Here is a 23,282-nt window from a genome sequence, read left to right as displayed (position 1 = left end):
CTTAAATTTAAGATATGGAGTTTAAAAAAAGGCACCTTCCAGTTGCGATGTATGCTCGTCTATTGTCTTGCCCATATTCCTTTAATTTAATTATCTTAATTTTAAGACATATAATATGAAAATGCAACCCTTTTTATTTGCATAAACCACATTTTCTTGTCTAAAGAGGAAAAGGCAATGCCGAAGAGGCCCCCGCTTGCGGATGTTCCGCCGCTCCAACGCAAAGAGACATCGCGCAAGACAAGACAGGCGATGTCTCTATCTTCATCATGCTATGCTAGTCCTTTAGAATAATCTCGATTACCGTATTGCGCTCATCCGGGAGCGGATACGTGAAATGCTCCGGCTGTGCAAAGTTGAAGAACGCGTCATTCGGATAAAGCGTTGCGTTCCACGGGCGGGTAACAAACAGCTCCGAGCCGTCCGCCAGCAGTCTTGCGCTCTTGACGCGGTCACCCAGTCCCGCCAGGTTAACTGGTCCCACGCTTTCTTCAAGCAAATGAGCATACAGCTTGTTGCCTTTACGCGTATAACGACCCCACTCCGGCTTCGAGAAGCCTGCCTCACCGCAGCCATAAATGCTGTCACCATTCTTGCGCAGCCATTCACCGACTTCTTCAAGTACCACCAGCGACTGCAGCGGAATCTCGCCCTTTGCGTCCGGACCGACGTTCAGCAGCAGGTTGCCGTTCTTGCTGACGCATTCGGTCAGCTTGCGGATGACCGTCTTGGCGGTCTTATAGGTGTGATCGGATGCGCCATAGCCCCAGTTGTTGTTCAACGTAATGCAGGCTTCCCAAGGGATGGAACGGCCATTGTTGTCCGTGATGCCAGCAGGCGGAATGATCTGTTCCGGCGAGGCAAAGTCGCCCGAGTAGATGCTCGGATTATCGGTATAGATGGAGCCGCCTTCTTCACCGCTTGCTTCCAGGCGGTTATCGACGATAATATACGGCTGCTCGGAGCGGATCATTTCCATCAGCTCGGTTGCCCGCCATTTCTCACCTTTCAAATCGTCATAGGAGAAATCGAACCACATAATATCAAGCTTGCCGTATTCGGTCAGCAATTCGCGTACTTGTCCATGCATATAATCAAGGTAGACGCCAAACCGGGCAGGGTCACGTCTATAGGCTTCATTATCGCGCATGGGATGAATACGATCGCCGTAAGCCGGGTAATCCGGATGATGCCAGTCCAGCAGCGAGTAGTACAACCCGACCTTCAGCCCTTCTTCACGGAAAGCATCAAGAAACTCCCGCACAAGATCACGGCCGCATGCCGTGTTGGTCGATTTATAGTCGGTAAGTTTGCTGTCGAACAGACAGAAGCCGTCATGATGCTTAGCCGTCAGAACGGCATACTTCATTCCTGCCGCCTTTGCCGCTTTAGCCCAAGCCTTCGGGTCGTAGCGGTCCGGGTTGAATTCGTCAAAGTATGGCTGGTAGTCTTCGTTGCTGATGCGTTCTACGCTTCGCACCCACTCCCCGCGTGCCGGTATCGCATACAGTCCCCAGTGAATAAACATGCCAAAGCGATCATGAAGGAACCATTCGGTACGTTCTGTGCGCTCTTGAATTAAGGTTTGGCTCATATTAGATTAACGCCTCCATACATCGGAATATAAGCTAAGTCTAACAACGAATCGTAATTAGCTATAGACGATAAATTAGCTTGTATGGGGATTAAATTATCTTTTTAGAGGTGCAGTAAGATTACAATTTCGTTGCGCTTAACCATACGGGCAAGTAAAATACTTCCTGTAATACGAAATATAGGAGGCTGCTTAATTGGAACTTGATGATCGAGTAAGTAGACTAGAAGCCAGGATTACTGAGCTCGAAAAAGAAATAACGGAATTGAAGCAGAGCAGACTGCCCGTTAACAGACCTCTCTCACCGGCTGCACGCAACGATCATCTAAAGAAGACTCGCCATGAATATGGTGCGCATCCTGCACAAAAACAGGAAATCAGAAAAGAAAAGACCGATTGGGAGCATCTGATTGCAAGAGTGTGGCTGCCAAGAATCTTTTTATTCGTGCTTCTTATCGGCATGATTTGGGGATTTAAAGCAGCCGTTGACGGCGGATTTATAACGGAAGCCATGCGCGTAGTTATAGGTTATTTAGCTTGCGGGGCTTTTATATTCGCGGGATTCAGACAGCAGAAGGCCAAGCGGCCGTTGCTCTCGCAAGTGCTATTAGGGGGCTCCATCGGCATTGGCATGCTCACCACGTTTGCAGCCCACGGCTTATACGAACTAATAAATGTACCTGCGGCATTTCTCATCAATTTCCTGCTCGTCATACTCGGAGTAGTGTTCTCATACCATCTGAAATCGCAGCCCCTTGCTATGTTAGCGAGCGCAGCAGGCGTTCTGATACCATTCCTGCTGAACAGCGATCATCCTTCAGTCGTATTCTTGGTGACCTACGAATCCATGCTGTTCATCAGCTTCATGATTTTTGCGGTAAAAAGAAAATTTGTTGCTTTGTTCTATCAATCCTTTGTATTGCTGCAAATGGCGTTAGCGATCTATGCGTTAATTGCAAGCGGAAATGAGGACATTGTTGCAATCGGAGTATTCGTTCAGCAATTGGTGTTGCTTCTCTCTATTTTCTTCAAGACCACGATAATGAAACATCAGCTTAAATTGCTCGTTCCGAGCTTCGCACTGACAGTCGTCTGGTTCAAATTATCCTATTCGGATCTGCCATTTAACATTGTCATGCTTGCACTGTTTGCAGGGTACGCCTTAATAACCGCATGGTTCTTGAAGAAACCCGAGCACAAAGATAAAGTGCCTTACACATTAACCATTGCAAGCTATGCCCTATTATTCTGCTTGGCTAATTCTCTTCACTCCGAAACCGTATCCGTAGTCTTATTAATCGAAGGCGCTGCTGCCTTATGGCTTGGATTCGTTGTGAAGTCCTTATTGCAGAAAATAAACGGCCTTCTGATTTATCTGCTTGGATGCGTTATTGGACTCGAGAAGGTGATCGGAAATTTGGACAGCATAGCTTCGGTTGAAATGCTCATTTGGATTGTGTTGCTTGGAACATTAGGGTGCTTGATTAGAATCGTAACTCGATTCGAAATAGGCAAAAACACAAGGGATATCCTGATTATCCTGTGGTATGGCATTGGCTTAGCCTTCTTGGTTTTCCTTACCGAAGTAACGAATGTAATAACAAAGGACTTCAGCACGAATGCGCAGCATCTGTCAGTGTCAGCAGCATGGGTTGCCTACTCGGTCGTAGTCATTGGATACGGATTGAAGAAGCAAATAAAGAAAGCAAGACTGACCGGCATCGCTCTCTTATTCCTGACGTTAATGAAGGTCATTCTCATGGATTTGCCTAGCGTATCTTTGCTTGCTAAAGCGATATTATTTATGGGACTTGGCTTCATTGGCATCCTATTGTCGAGATTCTTCTACAAAAAAGATTAGTGCTTCGGCACTGTACGTAAAAAGAAACCATGCTGACGCAATTGGAGGCGTTGCCTCCTTTTACGAACGCATGGTTTCTTTGCATGTTTACCAAATTTGTATTCATTTACAGCACCTTTTCCGATCCCTGCTCTTCCCCGCTCTTCTCATTCCCCAGATATGCGCCATGCTGCTGGGTCCATGTCCACATGGCCTCAAAAATCGGCTGCAAGCCCTGCCCGCTTTCGGTCAGTTCATATTCGACATGCAGCGGTACGCCCGGATAAAGCGTACGTGTAACGATCCCCTTCTCTTCTAATAACCGCAGGCGGTCTGTTAACGTTTTTGGACTGATGGGCTGCAGCTTGCGGCGCAATTCCCCAAATCGACGAGTCCCGTTAAACAGCTCGAACAAGAGAAGCAGCATCCATTTTCCGTCCAAAATCTCCAGAATGGGCTCCACAGTGCCTGGACAAGACCGGTCCATCATTGTTTTATTCCTCCATAGTTCATTTTTTGAAACTATTGCACTTTAATGTAACTACTTTTCAAATGTACCATAGAACCTTTATGATGTGAATCAAGCAAAGAGGAAAAATAAGTTAATGATTTGCTTGGCAAGGAGGGTTCATTTTGGATAGATCTTTTAAAGTAGATCCGGCGGAGTATCCGTTCACCGATCACTGGCTGCCTTACCGCGACGGTTACGTTCATTATCTGGATGAAGGGCAAGGACCAACGGTTCTTCTTCTGCACGGCAACCCGACGTGGTCCTATCTGTACAGGAATGTGATCCAAGAGCTTCGAGGAGAATTTCGTCTCATTGCTCCGGATTACCCGGGATTTGGCATGTCAAAGGCCCCTGACGATTACCGCTTTACGCCGCAAGAGCAGTCGGATGCCGTACAGCATCTGATCCGCCATTTGGATCTTAAGGACATTATTCTAGTCGTTCAGGACTGGGGCGGCCCAATTGGGCTGAACTATGCCGTACAGCATCACGCTAACTTGCGCGGCATTGTCGTCATGAATACATGGGCCTGGCCCGCAAAGATTTTGCCGATGAAATTGTTCTCGCTTGTTATGGGGGGATGGCCGATCGGGTACTGGCTTCAGACACGACGCAATTTCTTCGCCAAAGTCATCGTTCCGGGCGGAATATACCAGACCAACAAAATAACCGACAGCCTGCGAAAAGCTTACACAGACCCGTTCCCCACCCCAAAGTCCAGAATACCGACATGGGTCTTTCCAAGGCAGATCCGCAAGGCACGCAAATGGCTTGCCGGCATTGAATCAAAGCTGCCCAATTTGTCTGATCTGCCTGCGCAAATTCTGTGGGGGACGAAGGACAGTGCCGGCTTTCCGCCCGGACAGATGGCCAAATGGCAGCACTATTTGCCGTTGAACGAAACGGAAATTCTGGACGACTCCTCGCACTATGTACAAGAGGACCGGCCGGATCGGGTTGCAGCATCCATTCGAAATATTAGGAAAAGAACTCGAGGAGGAGTATGATAATGAAAACTATTTTATGGGCAACGTTAACGGCTAACGGCAATTATGCGCAATCGGGTCCCGATAACCCGCCGACCAAGGAAGCGTTGCACGACTTCGCGGCACAGGCCAAGGCTGCGGGTAACTTTATTGCAGGACGCCGGACTTTCGAAGGGTTGCGGGGCGGTGGCGGCCCGGGGCCATTTGGCGAAGTCGACATCGTCGTCATTTCCAGAAATGCTGCGGAATTCCCCGGGGCGAAGGTTGTGAGGTCGCCTCAAGAGGCCTTGGACTATCTGCGGCAAAAGGGACATCAGACCGCTCTCGTTAGCGGCGGCGCAGATATTCATAATTCCTTTCTCGAACAGGGGCTGGCAGACGAGGTGATTTTCAACGTGGCGCCTGTATTAGAAGGCAAGGGCCTAAATCTTGTCATCGACAAAGATAACTACGCCTTCAAGCACGTCGAGCTGCTGGACTGCAAGCCGCTCGGCGGCGGTGTCGTGCAGCTGCGTTATGCTGTCGGCCGGTAAGTTGCATTCTGCATGTCGCTCAATCCTGCTTATTCTGTAAACGATCCGCTCCATAAAGCTCATCCATGTGTTCCGTATGAGTCGCTCCCCAATCGTTCATGACCTGCAGTACTTTGCTTAAACTTTTGCCGTAATCCGAGATCGAATATTCCACCTTCGGAGGAACCTGGTTATACACCTCACGGTGCACAATATCGTTATATTCCAGTTCTCTTAATTGCTGAGTAAGCATCTTTTTGTTAATATCCGGTATCGCTTTTAGAAACTCGCTGAAGCGCATCGTACCGTTTGCAATAAGCTGAAGCAGAATGACGGGCTTCCATTTTCCGATTAATATATCTAACGCCGATTCGAACTTGCAATATTGTTTCATGAAAACTCTCACCTCTTCCGCATCACTAGGTAACTTTTTATTACCTTTGTTTAGATAAAGTGCCTACTTCCTCGATCCGATTGGTTGGGTCTATTATACCTTAGAGGCTAGCTAAAAAGGGATCGGGAGGTTGACACTATTCATGAATATTACACTTTGGGTTTTTCAAGGGCTTGCAGCTCTTGCTTTTGTCTACTCAGGATGGTTAAAGGCGTTTCAGCATGACAAAGCCAAAGCGTCGTGGGGATGGGCAAAAGACGTTCCGAAAGGGCTTGTCGTCTTTATCGGGTTAGCAGAATTACTTGGAGCAATTGGACTCATCGTGCCTCAGGCTTTGAACGTTGCGCCTGTATTGGCCCCAATTGCCGCAACCGCGCTTGCCGCAGTCGTATTATTCGGCGCAGTCCTTCATCTTACGCGCAAGGAATACCGGGAAATCGGGGTGAATGCTGTCTTCATCTTGTTAGCGGCAGTTGTTGCGATCGGTCGTTTTCTTTAGACGTTGCTTGTGTATAGCCGTTTTATCCTTTGATATGTCCGCGGCGGATTGTTATGATCTATGTACAATTACGTTGCATCGACTTGTATGGAAGGAGGCGAAGGAAATGATTGAAATTACGACTGGCCTTGTTCGTCAATTAATCAACAGCCAATTTCCCGAGTGGAGGGATTTAGAGATAAAGCCTGTGGAAAAAAGCGGGCACGATAACCGCACCTACCGGCTGGGAGACGAAATGACGGTTCGTCTGCCGAGCCATGAGCGATACGCCTCGGCCGTTGAGAAGGAAGTGACATGGCTTCCCGTTTTTAAGCCCCTTCTTTCCTTGCCCATTCCGGCTCCCGTTGCAAAAGGCGAGCCAACGGACGAATATCCCCTTCCCTGGTCCGTTAACCGGTGGATTGAAGGCGATACCGTCTCGAATGCCAACATACGCAATCTTAACGAATTTGCCGAGGATCTCGCGGGCTTTCTGAAGGAACTGCAGGCTATCGATGCCACAAACGGCATACCGGCAGGCATACAAAACTTTCATCGCGGCGGAAATTTAGCGGTTTACGATGGAGATACAAGATCTGTCATTGAGAAGCTGACCGGTCAATACGATCAAAAGCTATTAACGGAAATCTGGGAGCTTGCCCTAGCGACGAAATATGAAGCGGCACCGCAGTGGCTGCATGGCGACGTGGCGGTAGGCAATCTGCTCGTACAGGATGGCCGGTTGTCCGGCGTCATTGATTTTGGAACCATGGGCGTTGGCGATCCATCAAGCGATCTGGTGATGGCATGGAACTTTTTCGATGACGAAAGCCGTGGGGTATTTCTGCGTTGCATGAATGTTGACCCGGATACGGTTGACCGCGCGCGCGGATGGGCTTTGTGGAAAGCACTCATCACCTACGCCTGGAATGAGCAGGGCTCGGAAGCCAGTGGTTGGGGCAAACGCGTCATTGATGTCATTGTTCAAGACTACAAATCGGGTTCACCGCCTATTTTGCAGCGGTAAATGATAAGGCCATCCAAACGGATGGCCTTTAATCATTTTTATGCAATCTCCCCCCATTACACCCCCAAGTCGCTTTGGACTGATTCCATTCCGCCTTGCAGGATCGTCCGATCCACATAAGGCTTGAAGTCCGCGGTGCGTATGATCGTGGCGCCTTTCGAAGAGAGCAGCTGCTGCTCCGATACTTGCCAGGTGTGCGATTTACGATTCGCGCGGCGGTAAGCGGCGAAGTTATAGGAAGAGGTCGTGAATACCTTGAAGCCTTGCTTCAGGCAGTCTTGGACGAATCGCGCATCGGAACCGGCAACCAGCTTCGTCGAGAAGGAGACTTTCTTGAATACCCGTTTGTGAAACATAATGGTGGCCCCTGCGATACGTCTGCATCGCCCGTAAGGCTTTACGGTCGTTTTGCGCAGCAGCAGGACCGAGCGGTGAGGGAAGAAGAAATAACAGGAGCGTTTACCGACGACATCTGCATTCTTCTTGGAAAACAAAAACATAGCTTCATCCAGATAATGAGGCGAGTAGTAATCGTCGTCGTCGAATTTGGCAATATAGCGATAACGGGCGCGGGCAACCGCGTAGTTCAGGCATGCGCCAAGATTCAAGCGTCCATCGACGCGAAAGACGCGGACGTTGTCATACTGCCGCGCAAGTTCTTTATATGGAAGCAACGCGATATCGTTGTCGTTGACGGTCACGATCAGTTCTTTGGCGGGCCATTCCTGACGGTTGTAGTTGTCGAATATATCCGTCATGTGCTCCGTTCGAATGGTCGAAGTAATGATCGTTACGCCTGCATTCGTATTCTCGAACATTGTCTTCGTCCCCTATAAAAATATTAAATCTAGAACAGGCTATGCGCATAGACCGACTAGCATCTCGAATCATAGTTTATAGTAGTGTCTGAAAAAGAGGATAAAATGAAAGCATGCAATCAGATTACGTCGTAACCGTCACTCGGCCGGGCAAGGTCAACTCCTGAAGGCGGGTTGACCTTGCGTGCGTTACTGTGCATGCCAAGCCTAGTTTACGTAACGTGTGTAATGCTTCGTCTTGCGAATAAGCTTGCAGTGCGACATGTAGAGGCGCGTGCTTTTCTTTTGCGTATGGCTTTTGGTATCTTTTCTTCTAATACAAACATAGTGCCGCTTGGATAAGGAATATACACGAAATCCTCTGCGGACGCACCGCCCGACCCAGCCGGAATCCGTGCCGACCTTTTTGAACTCGGGAAACGGGACACGCTTCCAGACCGATTTCCGGAAGACCAGCGTGCCGCCCTTGATGCTGCGCTGGTATTTCTTCTCGCCCCCTTTGCGGAAAACCATCAGCGCACTAGTTGCCTCGAAATAAATGTAGGCGGTATGTTTGCCTACGATAGACGCTTTGCCGCTTTTGATTGCACGGGCAGCTTCGCGCAAAAATTTGGGTCCGTAGTAATCGTCATCGTCAAACTTGGCAATGATGCCGTCCTCGGCTAGATTGATGGCGTGGTTCAGGCATTTGCCGAGCTTATATTTTTGGGGAAGTTGAATCACTCTGACTTCGTTCTCCGGGTATTGGCTTGCCCGCTCCTGATAGGGCTCGATATCCATACTGTCGTTATTCAAGACGATAATCATTTGTTTGTCCTTCCAAAGCTGCCGGTCGTAATTCTCGAATACGTTATCGATGAATGAGGATCTCATCGTACATGCGATTACGGTGATCATCTTAACCCATCTCCTTAGGCGCGGCTAGAAGCTTGGCTTTGCGACGGTTCCATAATGTATTTTTTTTGATTTTGTACAATCTTTTATCGATGATTTTTTGATACAGACTTAGGAATCGATCGGTCATGATGCTGTCGGAGTAGCGGTCTCTGACATAGCGTCTGCATTCGCGGGCTGCGGGCAGCCGCTTGCGGTACTTGACCTTCATCGCCATATCGGATGTCGTTCTGCATAGGAGCTGAGGCATTCCTTTAAGCACCTCGGCAACGCCGCCTTTCTTAAAGCCTAGAACTGGCGTGCCGCTGGCCAGCGCCTCGATGAGAACTAGTCCAAAGGGTTCATCCCAAGTCGACGTGAACAAGACGCAGCTTGCATTAGCGAGCAGCTCGCGTTTGCGGTCTCCTCCGACGGGGCCGATATAGCTGATTTTTTTGCCAAGATGAGGCTTGATCTTAGCATTGAAATAGGTTTTGTCGTTTAGTGTGCCGGCTATTATAAGCCGCATGCCTGTTTTCTTGGCAACCTTGATGGCGAGGTGGACGCCTTTCTCCTTGATCAATCTTCCCATAAAGAGCAGGTAATCCTGTTTGTCTTTCGTAAACGTGTAATCCTCCAAGCGGATGCCATTATGGACAGCATAGCCTTTTTGTTTTCCGTATTTGCGAAGGATGAATTTGCTGACGTATACCCGAAGCTGCACGTTTCCCTTGATCCCTTTGGAATGGGAGTTGCTGATCGTCGGAATAGGCGGATTCGCTTTCGCCACGATGCCGTAGTGATCGTGTATGATATCCACGTCTGGCGGGAGGTTTTTAATAATGAAGTCCAGCTGCTCCTTCGGATCATCCGACTCGTATTCGAACGTTTGGGTCGCATTCGAGGTCGATCCTTTTTTGGCAAACAGAATTACTTCATGCCCCCGGTTGACCAACTCTTCCGTTAAATAATGCACATCGCGCTGCGTGCCCCCGTAATCCTTCGGTGGCACAGGAATTGTATTCGTCGATATCTGAGCAATTCTCAAATGTCTCTCAACTCCTTAGGTCAATAACTTCCCATAGGCATTCCTTGTAGGATATGAATGGACTCCTGTGCAGGGCACGGCGCTTTCACCAATTTCATCGTCCTAAATTACACCGCGTACAGGATATGGCCCATACCAAGTGAAAGCCATTTTAATAGAATAATAGAAGTTGATAGAAAGAGGTGAGAAGCATTGAAAGGACTAATTCTCTGTGCAGGGAAAGGGAGCCGCTTATATCCGTTTACCAATAATCTTCCAAAGACGCTTATACCTGTCGCTAATACGCCGCTGTTGCAATTATCAATCGTAAAATTAATGGAGCTTGGAATAGATCGTATCGGCGTAGTCATTCATCCATCCCAAGAAGCCGACATTCGCGGGCAATTCGGCGAGGGAGAAGCACTTGGCATCTCGATCACGTACATCTATCAGCATGAGGCCAAGGGAATCGCGAATGCACTAAAACAAGCGAAAGACTATATATCAGGCGATGCGTTCCTGCTTCTTCTGGGGGATAATTTGATTTCCGCTCCGTTATCCGATCTGAAGAGCGACGTCGAGTTTGGGGGTGTACAGGCATCCTTGCTGCTCGCGGAAGTTGCGGTCCCTCAGGATTACGGCATCGCGGAGATCCAAGATTCGCGCATCATAGGTCTGGAAGAGAAGCCGGCGCATCCGAAGTCTAATTTGGCGGTATTAGGGGGTTACGCGTTTACGAAAGAGATCTTCGACGCGGTCGACGAAATTACGCCCTCTAAGCGGGGCGAGTATGAAATAACGGATGCGATTCAGTGGTTGATCGACCAGCAGCATGCCGTCGCTTACCATGTTACCGACCAATTGAACATCGACGTAGGCACGATGGATCGATGGCTGCTGGCCAATCAAAAATTGCTGGACGCAAAGGCATTAAAGAAACGGGTTCACGACTCTGTCCGGCTGGAGCGCTGCACCATTGTGGAACCGGTATCGATCGAGAAAGACTGCGTGCTGAAGGATTGCCAGGTCGGCCCTTACGTTTCGATTGGCGCAGGCTCCAAGCTGGAAAACTGTCAAATCGAGAACAGCATTATATTGAATGGGGTTCATATGAAAGATCTCACATTCCCTATTAAAAATGTTGTTATCGGCGAACATTCTATCGTTTCTGGGGTACTCATTGATAAAGAGGTGACAGAACCTTGAAAATTTTGATTATCGGTACGGGTTATGTAGGGGCCACAACCGCAATGGTTTTTGCCGAGATCGGCTGGCAAGTAACCGGACTTGATATCGATGCGGGCAAAATCCAACGGCTGAGACAGGGACGCCTGCATTTTCACGAACCTGGCCTCGAAGACATGATTGCCAAGCATGTGAAAAGCAGCCGATTGCAGTTTACAACGGATAAGGAAACCGCCATTAAAGAACACGACGTTATATTCCTCTGCGTCGGAACGCCATCGCTGCCGGATGGAAGCGCGGACCTGCGCTACATTGGGCAAGCGGCTAAGGATATCGGGCGTTCTATGAAAGGTTATAAACTCATCGTCACGAAAAGCACTGTTCCCGTCGGAACGCAAGAGCAAATCAAAAAGTGGATAGCAGCAGCGCAGCAAGAGGCTATTCCATTCGATGTCGCTTCCAATCCCGAATTTCTGAGGGAAGGCAAGGCCGTCGAAGACGCATTGCGGCCCGACCGTATCGTGATCGGCACCGATAGTCAGCGGGCAACCGAGCAGCTTCAAAGGCTATATAGCTCTTTTGTATGCCCTTGGATCATAACCAAGCCGAGGACCGCAGAGCTTATCAAGTATGCTTCCAATTCGTTTCTCGCAACGAAAATATCGTATATGAACGAGCTGGCAAAGCTCTGCGACGAGCTGGAGGTCAACGTAAAAGAGATTGCCGAAGGGATGGGCCTTGATCCCCGGATCGGGTCAAGCTTTCTACAAGCCGGCTTAGGGTATGGAGGTTCCTGTTTTCCTAAAGATGTCTCGGAATTGGTTATGACTTCAAGAAAGCATCATGTAAATCTTCGTATCCTGGAGGGAGTCATAGAGGTCAATCGCACGCAGTACACCTATTTGCTTGACAAGGCGCGGTTGCGGCTGGGGGGCTTTGCGGGCAAGAACATTACGGTACTGGGACTTGCATTCAAGCCGGATACGGACGATATTCGGGAAGCGCCGGCTATAAGGATTATCGATCAATTGCTGCTCGAACAGGCCAACGTTCAGTTGTTTGATCCGATTGCGGCTTTACCGGGGCACGCTTCCTACAGGGCGGTGAAGGTCTGTTCCTCAGCCGAAGAAGCATTGCGAGGCTCGGAGGCGATTATACTATGCACGGAATGGCCCGAGTTCGGCCAGTTGGATTGGAAGAAAGCGAAGAGGCTTCTCAGGCAACCCAACTTCTTTGACGGGCGTAATATGCTCGATGCTAAGCGGATGCGCGGAATCGGGTATTATTATCAAGGCATCGGCGGCGATCATTGATTGTCGGACAACAAGCATATGTATACTACTATTGAAGTCGCGTATACCGCGGCTTTTTTATTTTTTTATAAAGTGGACTTTTTAACATTTTTATGCGATTTGCCAACAGTAGTCTTTCTTCCCTGACAGACAGTTGTCAACAAGGGTAGCTTATGATGATCTCAGATGATTGTTAAGCCATCCATTCAGGTAGAAGAAAGGAATGAGTATTTATGAAAAACAAACTCGCGGCCATCGTTGGAGGATTATTGCTTGCCATTCTAATGGCGTCTATGGACAACACGGTTGTATCAACGGCAATCGGTACAATCGTGGGAGAGATGGGAGGGCTCGACAAATTCGTCTGGGTCACCACCGCGTATATGGTCGCGGAAATGGCCTGCATGCCGATCTTCGGCAAGCTGTCCGATATGTACGGCCGCAAGCGATTCTTCATCTTTGGGATTATTGTGTTTATGATTGGCTCCGCCTTGTGCGGAATGGCGCAATCCATCGTAGAGTTAAGCATTTACCGGGCCGTGCAAGGGGTTGGAGCCGGAGCGATGGTGTCCATTGCGTTTACGATTTTGTTCGATGTCGTGTCACCGAAGGATCGCGGAAAAATGATGGGCGCATTCGGAGCGGTATTTGGTCTGTCGAGCGTCGTTGGCCCGCTGCTTGGCGGGTACATTACCGATCATCTCAATTGGTCGTGGATCTTCTACATCAATCTGCCGCTCGGCTTCATTGCCCTGCTCATGATTGCCCTGTTCTATAAGGAATCGGCTGCGCATTCGCGGCAAAAGATCGACTGGGCGGGTTCTGTTCTTCTCGTAGGAGCTGTCGTCTGCTTTATATTCGGACTTGAGCTGGGCGGCAAAACGTATGCCTGGGATTCTCCGCAAATTATCGGACTGTTCGCCGGATTTGCCGTTCTTGCTTTCTTGCTTGTATGGGTCGAGAAAAACGCCGCGGAGCCGATCATCTCGTTCCGCTTGTTCCGCAGCAGACTGTACGCGACGAGCAATCTGGTCGCCATGCTCAGCGGCGCGGCATACATGACAGCGGCGATTTTTATACCGATCTACGTGCAAGGCGTCATTGGCGGCTCTGCCTCTAATTCCGGTCTGACCTTATTGCCCATGATGATGGGTTCGGTTGTCACCGCCACTCTGGGTGGATTTCTGATGACAAAGCTGCAATACCGGACCATTATGGTCGGGACGCTGGCGATCCTGCTGACGGGCCTTGCCCTTCTCTCGCAAATTACGGTAGAATCTTCTCGACTTTCCATTACGGGGATTATGATTCTGATCGGTCTTGGGATTGGCGCTTCCTTCTCGGTATTAAGCACCTCTGTGCTTCATACGTTCCCTGCGGCGCAGCGCGGTGCGGCAAGCTCGACGTTAAATTTCAACCGCTCGCTTGGTATGTCGCTTGGCATTACCATTTTCGGAATCGTTCAAAGCCATAGCCTGCTCTCGAAGCTTAGTCATTCGCTTGGCAACGGTAACGCAGCAGTCCCTTCCGACTTGAACTTAAGCGACCCTCATGCCCTGCTGAATCCCGCGTTTCGCCAAACGGTCGATCCTCAGCTTCTGGACACCATTACCGCAGGGCTGTCGAGCTCCATTGGAGCAACCTTTGCCTGGAGCCTGGTTCCTGCCGCATTGGCGCTGATCGCGGCATTCCTGATGACGAAGGATAAAATGGAACCCGTCGAAGAAGGCGAAGAACTAGCAACCGCACATTAATTTATAGATCGGCTAGCTGCAGCATGCCGGCTTAGGAGAGATGATCATGAAGCTTGAACGATTAATGACCATTACGATATTGCTGCTTAATCGAAAGCGGGTGCAAGCGCAAGAGCTGGCAGAACAGCTTGAAGTGTCTCTGCGCACCATTTATCGCGATCTCGATTCGCTCGGTCAGGCCGGCATTCCCATCGTCTCCTATACCGGCATGGAGGGCGGTTATGAGATTATGGACAGCTTCAGGCTGGATCGGCAGCTGCTGTCCTTCGATGAGCTGACCGCCCTCTCCACTGCGCTTCGCGGTCTCGAGTCTACAAAGGCTTATGACCGCTCGAATATGGATCTCCTTCTCAACAAAGTTGGCGCGATGGTCGCGCAGGCTGAGCAGGGCCGGACCGGAGAAGGAGACCGCATTCATGTGGACTTCACCCCTTGGAAAAACAGCGAGGAAGACCAAAGCCGGTATGACTCGCTTCGCCAGGCGGTAAATGACCGGAAGCTCATCCGATTCACGTACACAAGCAGAGCCGGCGGCGAACAAGAGCGCGAGGTGGAGCCGATGGCCCTTGTGCTCAAGAACTATGCTTGGTACCTTCACGGCTATTGCCGCCTTCGCGACGATTATCGCATTTTTAAGCTGACGCGTATTCGGGAACTCGGCATCCAAGCCGGCACCTTCATTCGCCGCGAGGAGTCGCTTGCGCAGCTGAATGACAGATGGAAGGCACCCGCGAGGAACGAGGCGAACGAAGGAATTTCTGCCGTCCTTCGGTTTAAAGCATCGGCTGCCGTGTCCGTGATGGACCATTTTGATGAAAAGAATATCGAACGAATGCCGGACGGTCAGCTCATTGTGCGCATGACGTACTCTAGCGAACATTGGCTGATCCGTTCCGTACTCCACTATATGACTGATGTTATTGTACTTGAGCCCGCTTCCATAGCTGCAAAAGTGAGACAACTGGCACTCGACATTGCAAGTCAGTATGAGGGGCTGAATAAGGAATAAGTTCAGAGAGGGAGGTTTGATCATGATGTCCTTACATGGAACAGTAGCGATTGTAATCGGGGGCACCAGCGGGATTGGGAAGGCAACATGCTTGCAGCTCGCGAAACAGGGAGCAAAGGTTATTGTAGGCTGCTTTGGAAATGAGTTGTCCGCTGAAGCCATCGTATCCGAGATTGTGGCGCATGGCGGCGAGGCTGTGTCGATTCCGGCGGATCCGCGCAGCAGCGAGCAAATGGAGCGATTGGCGGACGCTGTGATGCATGCCTTCGGACGTATCGATGTTCTCGTATGCAATGCGAGTCATAGCGCGGAGGCTGCCTCTTTTGCGGAGCTCTCCTGGGATTCATTCGAACAACAGCTGACCGGGGAATTGAAAGCGGCGTTTGAGCCAACGAAGGCCGTCATCCCGGTGATGACGGCGCAGCAATTCGGCAGGATTATCTATCTGTCCAGCACGGAAGGCAAGGATCCTTCCCCTCCGTATATCGCATTTGGCACGGCAAAGGGCGGACTTGATGCGTTTGCCCGATATATCGCGCAAGAATTTGGACCCGACGGGATCACTGCCAATGTCGTCGCCTCCGGCTTCGTTAGAACCGATGGGCCTTTTACCATCTCCGAGGATGAGGGCCGCGTCATAGGGAGCCTCACGCCGCTCCGCCGAATCGCAGAACCGGAAGATGTGGCAGGTATGATCTCTTTTCTCGCCGGAGACGGCGCCCGATTCCTGACAGGAACCTATACGCCCGTAACCGGCGGTCTTGTTATGGAATAAGTCACTTAATGAACGTAATATGAAAAAGGATGGCGATGAGCCATCCTTTTTCCGGCTTGCCATGTCCTGTATGTAAAATGGACTTACCTGCTCTCCCGGACTTTCGGAATAATTCCTACCGTACAGCGCGAAACGCAGATCAGCCGGTCTTCCTCGTCGGTAATCTTAATATCCCAAACCATTGTTGTGCGTCCTTTGTGCAAAGGCGTCGCAACCGCGGTAACCATCCCATCCTGCTTGGAGCGAATATGGTTCGCGTTAATCTCCATGCCTACAGCCAGCTGGGTCTCCTTGTCAATCAAATTGTACGTGCCCACGCTCGCCACCGTCTCGGCAAGAGCTACCGATGCGCCTCCGTGCAGGACGCCAAAATATTGCCAGGTAGCCGGACCAACCGGCATCGTAGCAACAACGCGTTCTCCCGTACATTCGGTGACACGCATGCCCAGTGCACCAAACATCGTTTTTTCGTAGGATACGTCCTCGCTTAACATGAAGTGGTTGTCATTGTTGTTGTTCATTTCGGAATCTCCCTCTCCTGCTGTCAATCTCTTACTTTGAATTGTTTTGATTTTCAATCAGCTCTATATATTGTGTATCCCCATAGCCTACGTTTGGGAAAACCTCAAATAACCGCTCCAGCAATTCGGACACAGGTAAATGTTTATGGTTTGAAATATATTTTGTGACGGCATTATCGGCTGTCTGCATCTCCAAAAACAACTCTATGGCCTGATCCATCACTGGAGGCAGCTCATGTGCTGGCTTCCTATGATTGACCAATACGTCTACATAGACGGAATAATAACGGCCTAAAGTTAGCTCCGTTTGACTTACCTTGAACTCATTCTCTCTAAACCTATTATAAAACACCTTCCCTTTATATCGAGACTGTTCCAAATAGGCAAGGATCGTTAGAAGATTCATCTGACAAAACATATCTTCCCCAAACCATAAAACGATATTATTATAGCTTTTGTTAAACAGATTATATAAGGGCTTTATGACTTTATCGCTGTAATTTTCTACAGATTCGTGATGTCCCGATGCTCTCGTTTGAATAAACGCATGATCGAAGATAGAGACCGTAGTCGCGTTTACACACATCGCCTCATTGAACGGGGCATAATCCGAATCTCCCATAAGTCTTTTATTACTGAACTCATCATACATCGCTTGACCGTTCAGCAGGTTCAATACATCCTGTTCAAACAGCCCTCTGTTCCTGTTTTTTAACTGTATAACCTCAGCTTCTCTTGTTTTATTCATTCCGCACTCCCCAACCATATTTTCACTTAAGCATACAAGTCATTCTCCTATAGAAAAGCCTGTCCAAACCTTTTTAGTTTTGGACAGGCTGCTCGATTAATATTCCCCTTTAATGACAAAAAACGAGCCCCGAATGGTTCCGGCCAGTTTCGACTTCTGTCTGGCAAACTTAAATTTTCCTTCTAACTCCTGCGGTACCTCCATCCCCTCCGAAAGCTTAAAGCCAACCGCCCGCTTCTTGGGGTCATCAACCGTATACATCACATTAAGCGCAAGCCCATCCTCATAAAAGACGTATGTAAATTTAATGTTCTCCACTTGAAACTGCGATGTTTCCAGAGGTTTGGCGGCAAACTCAATATTACGTTCCTTCAAAATCCGGTTCACATAATCAAGGGCTTCCTGACTTTCGCTAGCCGGTACGACCGTAAACTCATGCTTGTATTTGGTCATGAAGTAACGGGCTTCATTTGCTCGCAAACCGGCAAGCGTTTCTACTACAGGCGAAGACTCTAAACCAACGGTAGACACATTCTTAAAACCAACAATATACGACATTATTATCCTCCTTTTTTGCACATACACAAACTTCTAATTAGTTCTCTTATCTACCAGATATTATAACTCACCATTATCATTTGTGCTAACGACAAAAAAACCGTTTCTTGGTAAATAGAATTGGAAGCATCTATCTACAAAGAAACGGTTTTATCATTATTCCTTATTTAATAACGACGTATTCCAAGTTAACCAGCTTCGCGTACGTCACGATTTGGTCTGTTGTCAGGTTCAAGGAAACAACGGTATGGTGGCCGCCGCCATTCTCGATCCAAGCTCTCACTCCGTCCTGGAAGTTTGGCTTCACGTTCCAGAGTACGCGTGCCACAGGAAGCTTAGGAGCCGGAACCGTAGGTTCGAATGCGGAAACCTCGTTAATCAGCAATTTATAATGAGTGCCAAAGTCCGCCATCGATACAACAACGCCTTCGCCTGCTTTGCCGTCGAATACGAGGCGCGCCGGATCTTCACGATCGCCGATTCCGAGCGGGGAAACAATGATTTTTGGCTGATTGCTTGCCAGGGTTGGATCTACCTCAAGCATATGGGATTGCAGAATCGATTCCTGACCTGCCGCCATCTCGTACGTGTAATCCTCCATAAAGCCCGTGTTTTGATTGCGGCTCATCACTTTCATCAAGCGATCGAGTGCGGCTGTCTTCCAGTCGCCCTCACCGGCAAAGCCGTAGCCCTGTGCCATCAGGCGTTGGACAGCAAGGCCCGGGAGCTGCTTCATGCCATGCAAATCTTCGAAGTTTGTCGTGAAGGCATTATACCCTCTTTCGTCCAGGAAACGTTTGATGGCAATTTCATAGCCCGCCTGGATTCTTACGCTCGCTTCCCAAGCTTCTTTGCTGTTTGTGCCATAATCGAATTCGTAGAGCTCCGCATACTGGCCCATCAGATCATCGATCTCTTGCTCGGTAACGGCATTTACGTATTGCACGAGGTCGCCGATACCATAGTAGTCTACGGTCCATCCGAATTGAATTTGAGCTTCAACCTTGTCCCCTTCGGTTACGCCTACGTTACGCATGTTGTCGCCGAAACGGGCAACCTTGATGTTGAAGCTTTCGTTATAAGCAACCGCTACGTCCATCCAGTCCGCAATCTGCTGCTGCACTGCCGGACGTTCCCAATAGCCTACGACGATTTTATTTTGTTTCTTCAGACGGGCATTAATAAAGCCGTATTCGCGGTCGCCGTGAGCGGCTTGGTTCAGGTTCATGAAGTCCATGTCAATCGTTGCCCAAGGAATGCTTTCATTGAACTGGGTTGCGAGGTGAAGCAGAGGCTTCTGCAGCAATTTCGTGCCGCGAATCCACATTTTTGCAGGCGAGAACGTATGCATCCATGTAATAACACCCGCTACTTCATCGCGATAGTTGACCTCTTTCATAATGCTTGTAATTTTATCCGCGGTGACAGCCAGATCCTGCAAGACAAGCGGATAAGGGAGCACACCGCTTTTATTCAGGGCGTCGGTCATTGTTTGCGCGTGAGCTTTTACTTCAGCCAGTGCTACTTCTCCGTACAGATGCTGCGAACCTACAACGAACCAAAATTGTTTTTCTGCCATCTTAATCATCCTCTTTTCTATAATCTGTTTAGGGCTTACTTCTGCCCGTAGTAGGCGTCTTTCCCGTGTTTCCGAAGATAGTGCTTATCCAGAATGCCTTGCGGCAGCTCTTTGGCAAAATGATTCAATTGCCGCGCGTACAAATTCATCTTGCAGACTTCCTCCAGCACGACACTGTTCACGACAGCAGATTTCGCGTCTTTCCCCCAAGTGAAAGGCGCATGTCCTTGAAGCAGGACAGCCGGAACAGCCATAATATCCAATCCGCGCTGCTCGAACGTTTCGATAATGACACGGCCTGTCTCCGCTTCGTAGCCCCGGTCGATCTCCGCTTGGTTCAAGAAACGGGCGCAAGGCACGGCGCCGTAGAAGGTGTCCGCATGCGTTGTTCCCATAACCGGCACATCCAGCCCCGCTTGCGCCCAGATGGTTGCCCAGGTGGAATGCGTATGCACGATGCCGCCGATTTGCGGGTAATGTTTGTACAACACGGCGTGAGTCGCGGTATCTGAGGACGGTCTCATCTCTCCCTCGACCACATTACCGTCAAGATCAACAACGACCATGTCGCTTGGTTTCATCTTTTCATAGCTGACTCCGCTTGGTTTGATGACGAACAGCCCGCTATCCCGGTCGATGGCGCTCGCATTGCCCCATGTAAATTTCACAAGTCCGTGCTTCGGCAAATCCAGATTTGCTTCATATACTTCTTCTTTCAGTTGTTCTAACAACGTTAGTCCCTCCCGTTCTCCAGCAGATGGTCTACAGCAGCTTGTTCGATGGCAAGCCCTGCCTGGTATCGTTTAATGAAGGCTTCAAACCCTTTTACATCCTTGGCATCCGGAGCAATCTCCAGTCCCTCGACATCTTTAAAGACCTTCTGCGCAAGGAAGTTGTCCAGACTCTCTTCCTGATCCTTGTTGACCAGGTAAGAAGCCAGAAGCGCCATGCCCCATGCCCCGCCTTCGCCAGCCGTGGACATAACCGAGATCGGTACGTTCAGAGCGCCGGCCAGTATTTTTTGTCCCACGACAGGGGTTTTGAATAAACCGCCATGAGCCAAAATGCTGTCGATAGCGACATCCTCGTTCTCCGTCAAAATATCCATGCCAAGCTTTAATGCACCAAAAGCAGTGAATAAGTGCGTCCGCATGAAATTGGCCAAATTAAAGTTGCTTTCAGGCGAGCGGACGAAGAGCGGACGACCTTTGTCGATGCCGGTAATATTCTCGCCCGAAAGATAACCGTAGCTAAGCAAACCGCCGCCATCCGGGTCGGCTTCCAAGGCTTTATTCAGCAGCACGCTGAACAACTTGCCGGAATCTGCGCCTAAGCCCATGGCTTCGGAGAATTCGCGGAACAATCCCATCCAGGCGTTAAGATCGCTGGAACAGTTGTTGGCATGCACCATGCCGACCGGACTGCCGTCCGGCGTCGTAACCATATCGATCTCCGGATAAACCTTGGATATTTCCTTCTCGAGTACAATCATCGCAAATACGGAAGTGCCGACAGAAATGTTGCCTGTACGCTTCCTGACGCTATTCGTCGCAACCATGCCTGTGCCGGCATCGCCCTCTGGAGGACATAGCGGAATACCAGACTGCAAATCCCCTGCCGGGTCCAGAAGGCGGGCCCCAGCCTCCGTTAGATCACCGGCTTGCTCGCCGGAGAGATATACTTTAGGAAGAAGATCCTCAAGCTTCCACGGATAGCCTTTGGATGCGATTCGTTCATCAAATTGCTTAACCATCGATGGATGGTAATTATGAATGGATTCATCAATCGGGAACATGCCGGATGCATCGCCAATGCCAATCGCTTTATTGCCGGTCAGCATCCAGTGGATGTATCCCGACAGCGTCGTTACGTAGTGAATGCGGGGCACATGGTCCTCTTGGTTTAATATCGCTTGGTACAAATGGGCGATACTCCAACGCTCTGGGATATTAAATTGGAATAATTCCGTTAGCTCCCTCGCTGCGGCATCTGTAGTTGCATTGCGCCAAGTCCGGAACGGCACCAGCAGCTCGCCTGCGCTGTCGAATGCCATATAGCCATGCATCATAGCGGAAAACCCGATCGAACCCACGGTCTTGAGGGTGACCCCGTAGTTCTGTTCCACATCCTGCTTCAGCTCACGATAAGCGGTTTGAAGGCCTGTAATAATATCCTCCTGGTTGTACGTCCAATATCCGTCTTTCAGCAGATTCTCCCACTCATAGCTTCCCGATGCGATGGTCTCGAAACGACGGTCAATCAGCACCGCTTTGATCCGCGTAGATCCGAGTTCGATGCCTAGCGAGGTTTCCCCCTTAATGATCGCTTCTTTCAGGTCTGCATGATTCATCATCACGGATGTCCCCTTTCTATTCCTAATTTACACGGATACGATTTGTATAGTCTGATTCCGATCGAACCTGTTGCTCGATGGAAAGAAGGCGCTTTCTCTAATTAACAGCCTTAGTATATTTTCTGTACGTACATTTGTCAATATAGTCTAATAGTTATACCTACATGAGTCGAAATGACTTCCCTATTCGATCTCTTTTCGACAAATAGGACTGCATTTGCATTCCATGCAATCTATGCTAGAATGTGTACGTACAACTTTATGAAGGATGATGAAAGTAGTGAATGACATGAAGCCAAAGTACCAAATAATCATAGATGATATTAAAAGCAATATTCTATCGGGAACTTACAAAGCAGGCGAGAAAATCCCTTCGGAGCTTGCTTTGCAGGAAGATTACAACGTTAGCCGGCAGACGGTTAGAAAGGCGATTCTGGAGCTGTCGAACGAGGGGTTCCTGCGAAGCGAGAAAGGATCCGGCACCTACGTCAGCGCCCAATACCGTTCCAGAACGGGTGGGAAAACGACAAATAAAACGATTGGCGTCATCACCACCTATATCTCGGACTACATCTTCCCCTCCATTATCCGCGGCATTGAAAGCCGTTTAAACGAAGATAACTATTCCTTGCTGTTAGCCAGCACGAATAACGATATCTCCCAGGAAAAAAAGGCGCTTGAAATGATGCTGTCCTACGGCGTGGACGGACTGATTATAGAACCTACCCGAAGCAATGTTTACAACCCGAATATCGCTTACTACCTGTCTTTTAAGGAGCAGGAGGTACCGCTCACGATGATTAATGCCTATTATGAAGAGCTAGAGGTTCCGTTCTTCTGTCTGGACGACGTACAGTCCAGCTATCTCGCAACCCGGGAGCTGATAGCCAAAGGCCATACCCAGATCGGCATTATTGCGAAGATGGATGATTTGCAAGGGAAGTTTAGAATGAAGGGGTTCATTAAAGCTCTTGGGGAAGCCAAGCTGCGGTTCCAGCAAGAGCATGTGCTTTCTTTCGATACGGCGACCAAGCCGGACCTGTCCGCTAACCTGGAAGCGTATTTGAACGACAACCGGGATGACTTGACTGCCCTTGTATGTTACAACGACGAAGTTGGCCTGGAAGTCGTACATGTCTGCCGGAAGCTGGGGATCTCCATTCCAGACGAGTTGTCCATCATTGGCCAGGACAATTCCTATATCGCCAAAAACGCGAATATCAAGCTAACGACGCTGACCCACCCTCAAGAACAGATGGGCCGCGACGCTGCGGACTGGGTGATTAAGAACCTGCAAGGCAAAAAAGACCTGCCTGCCAGCACCTACTACCAGCCCGTATTTATCGAGGGCGAGACTGTTAAAGCCATTGAAGTGGAATAGACATGAACCGGGGCATGGCGGATTAATCTGCCATGCCCCTTGTCTGCTTCCTTCTCTGAACATAAGC

At 49.4% G+C, this 23,282-nt stretch carries 22 protein-coding genes and 1 pseudogene; 11 read left to right on the top strand and 12 right to left on the bottom strand.

What is annotated here, in order from left to right:
* Positions 1-277: 277 nt before the first annotated feature.
* Positions 278-1,594, bottom strand: a complete 1,317-nt coding sequence (locus BM200_RS25140; RefSeq protein WP_091189443.1) for an alpha-L-fucosidase — start codon at positions 1,592-1,594, stop codon at positions 278-280.
* 196 nt (positions 1,595-1,790) lie between these two features.
* Here BM200_RS25140 and BM200_RS25135 point away from each other — a divergent pair, with 196 nt between their 5' ends.
* Complete coding sequence (locus BM200_RS25135) at positions 1,791-3,455, top strand: DUF2339 domain-containing protein (RefSeq protein WP_091189442.1); 1,665 nt, start codon at positions 1,791-1,793, stop codon at positions 3,453-3,455.
* 106 nt (positions 3,456-3,561) lie between these two features.
* Here BM200_RS25135 and BM200_RS25130 read toward each other — a convergent pair whose 3' ends face one another.
* The gene (locus BM200_RS25130; protein WP_091189441.1) at positions 3,562-3,924 is read right to left on the bottom strand and encodes a winged helix-turn-helix transcriptional regulator; all 363 of its coding nucleotides are present in this window, start codon (positions 3,922-3,924) and stop codon (positions 3,562-3,564) included.
* A 143-nt stretch (positions 3,925-4,067) separates the two neighbouring features.
* Between BM200_RS25130 and BM200_RS25125 the strand changes: the two genes are divergently transcribed.
* On the top strand, positions 4,068-4,952 hold the full coding sequence (locus BM200_RS25125) for an alpha/beta fold hydrolase (RefSeq protein WP_091189439.1): 885 nt from the start codon (positions 4,068-4,070) through the stop codon (positions 4,950-4,952).
* Positions 4,953-4,954: 2 nt separating this feature from the next.
* Positions 4,955-5,464, top strand: coding sequence for a dihydrofolate reductase family protein (locus BM200_RS25120; protein WP_091189438.1), 510 nt, complete (start codon positions 4,955-4,957; stop codon positions 5,462-5,464).
* A gap of 19 nt (positions 5,465-5,483) precedes the next feature.
* Here BM200_RS25120 and BM200_RS25115 read toward each other — a convergent pair whose 3' ends face one another.
* A complete protein-coding gene (locus tag BM200_RS25115) occupies positions 5,484-5,837 on the bottom strand; it encodes a winged helix-turn-helix transcriptional regulator (RefSeq protein ID WP_091189436.1) in 354 nt (117 codons plus the stop codon).
* Positions 5,838-5,979: 142 nt separating this feature from the next.
* Here BM200_RS25115 and BM200_RS25110 point away from each other — a divergent pair, with 142 nt between their 5' ends.
* Positions 5,980-6,336, top strand: a complete 357-nt coding sequence (locus BM200_RS25110; protein ID WP_091189435.1) for a DoxX family protein — start codon at positions 5,980-5,982, stop codon at positions 6,334-6,336.
* Positions 6,337-6,442: 106 nt separating this feature from the next.
* Positions 6,443-7,342, top strand: coding sequence for an aminoglycoside phosphotransferase family protein (locus BM200_RS25105; RefSeq protein ID WP_091189434.1), 900 nt, complete (start codon positions 6,443-6,445; stop codon positions 7,340-7,342).
* A gap of 56 nt (positions 7,343-7,398) precedes the next feature.
* Here the strand turns inward: BM200_RS25105 and BM200_RS25100 are convergent, their stop codons facing one another.
* From BM200_RS25100 to BM200_RS25090, 3 genes are all read right to left on the bottom strand, one after another.
* Positions 7,399-8,160 (bottom strand): glycosyltransferase family 2 protein, encoded by a 762-nt coding sequence (locus BM200_RS25100; protein ID WP_091189431.1) that lies wholly within the window; start codon positions 8,158-8,160, stop codon positions 7,399-7,401.
* Between the two features lie 207 nt (positions 8,161-8,367).
* On the bottom strand, positions 8,368-9,057 hold the full coding sequence (locus BM200_RS25095; protein ID WP_091189429.1) for a glycosyltransferase family 2 protein: 690 nt from the start codon (positions 9,055-9,057) through the stop codon (positions 8,368-8,370).
* A gap of 1 nt (position 9,058) precedes the next feature.
* A complete protein-coding gene (locus BM200_RS25090) occupies positions 9,059-10,081 on the bottom strand; it encodes a glycosyltransferase family 4 protein (RefSeq protein WP_091189428.1) in 1,023 nt (340 codons plus the stop codon).
* Positions 10,082-10,273: 192 nt separating this feature from the next.
* Between BM200_RS25090 and BM200_RS25085 the strand changes: the two genes are divergently transcribed.
* The 5 genes from BM200_RS25085 (at position 10,274) to BM200_RS25065 (ending at position 16,075) form a co-directional block, all read left to right on the top strand.
* Complete coding sequence (locus BM200_RS25085) at positions 10,274-11,266, top strand: sugar phosphate nucleotidyltransferase (protein ID WP_091189426.1); 993 nt, start codon at positions 10,274-10,276, stop codon at positions 11,264-11,266.
* A complete protein-coding gene (locus BM200_RS25080) occupies positions 11,263-12,558 on the top strand; it encodes a UDP-glucose dehydrogenase family protein (protein WP_091189425.1) in 1,296 nt (431 codons plus the stop codon). The genes BM200_RS25085 and BM200_RS25080 overlap by 4 nt, the downstream gene beginning before the upstream one ends.
* Before the next feature lie 212 nt (positions 12,559-12,770).
* Positions 12,771-14,291 (top strand): MDR family MFS transporter, encoded by a 1,521-nt coding sequence (locus tag BM200_RS25075; RefSeq protein WP_091189423.1) that lies wholly within the window; start codon positions 12,771-12,773, stop codon positions 14,289-14,291.
* Between the two features lie 46 nt (positions 14,292-14,337).
* A complete protein-coding gene (locus tag BM200_RS25070; protein WP_091189422.1) occupies positions 14,338-15,300 on the top strand; it encodes a helix-turn-helix transcriptional regulator in 963 nt (320 codons plus the stop codon).
* A gap of 22 nt (positions 15,301-15,322) precedes the next feature.
* Complete coding sequence (locus BM200_RS25065) at positions 15,323-16,075, top strand: SDR family NAD(P)-dependent oxidoreductase (RefSeq protein ID WP_091189420.1); 753 nt, start codon at positions 15,323-15,325, stop codon at positions 16,073-16,075.
* Between the two features lie 83 nt (positions 16,076-16,158).
* On the opposite strand, the gene BM200_RS25060 is transcribed toward BM200_RS25065, so the two are convergent.
* The 6 genes and pseudogenes from BM200_RS25060 to BM200_RS25035 form a co-directional block, all read right to left on the bottom strand.
* The gene (locus tag BM200_RS25060) at positions 16,159-16,596 is read right to left on the bottom strand and encodes a hotdog fold thioesterase (RefSeq protein WP_245773147.1); all 438 of its coding nucleotides are present in this window, start codon (positions 16,594-16,596) and stop codon (positions 16,159-16,161) included.
* 31 nt (positions 16,597-16,627) lie between these two features.
* Positions 16,628-17,344, bottom strand: a pseudogene (locus tag BM200_RS25055) (AraC family transcriptional regulator); the annotation flags it as partial.
* Positions 17,345-17,440: 96 nt separating this feature from the next.
* Entirely contained in the window at positions 17,441-17,902 is a 462-nt protein-coding gene (locus tag BM200_RS25050; protein ID WP_091189417.1) for a phage tail protein, read from the bottom strand.
* Positions 17,903-18,065: 163 nt separating this feature from the next.
* Complete coding sequence (gene araA / locus BM200_RS25045) at positions 18,066-19,490, bottom strand: L-arabinose isomerase (protein WP_091189415.1); 1,425 nt, start codon at positions 19,488-19,490, stop codon at positions 18,066-18,068.
* Positions 19,491-19,516: 26 nt separating this feature from the next.
* Positions 19,517-20,212, bottom strand: a complete 696-nt coding sequence (locus BM200_RS25040) for an L-ribulose-5-phosphate 4-epimerase (RefSeq protein WP_091189414.1) — start codon at positions 20,210-20,212, stop codon at positions 19,517-19,519.
* A 2-nt stretch (positions 20,213-20,214) separates the two neighbouring features.
* A complete protein-coding gene (locus BM200_RS25035; protein WP_091190087.1) occupies positions 20,215-21,831 on the bottom strand; it encodes a xylulokinase in 1,617 nt (538 codons plus the stop codon).
* Between the two features lie 292 nt (positions 21,832-22,123).
* Between BM200_RS25035 and BM200_RS25030 the strand changes: the two genes are divergently transcribed.
* Positions 22,124-23,215 (top strand): GntR family transcriptional regulator, encoded by a 1,092-nt coding sequence (locus BM200_RS25030; protein WP_091190085.1) that lies wholly within the window; start codon positions 22,124-22,126, stop codon positions 23,213-23,215.
* The last annotated feature ends 67 nt before the right edge of the window (positions 23,216-23,282 follow it).

It is taken from the genome of Paenibacillus catalpae (genome assembly GCF_900112695.1).
Lineage (GTDB): Bacteria > Bacillota > Bacilli > Paenibacillales > Paenibacillaceae > Pristimantibacillus > Pristimantibacillus catalpae.
The sequence above is the reverse complement of the archived record's forward strand: the minus strand, read 5'-3'. Positions and strand labels throughout refer to the sequence as shown.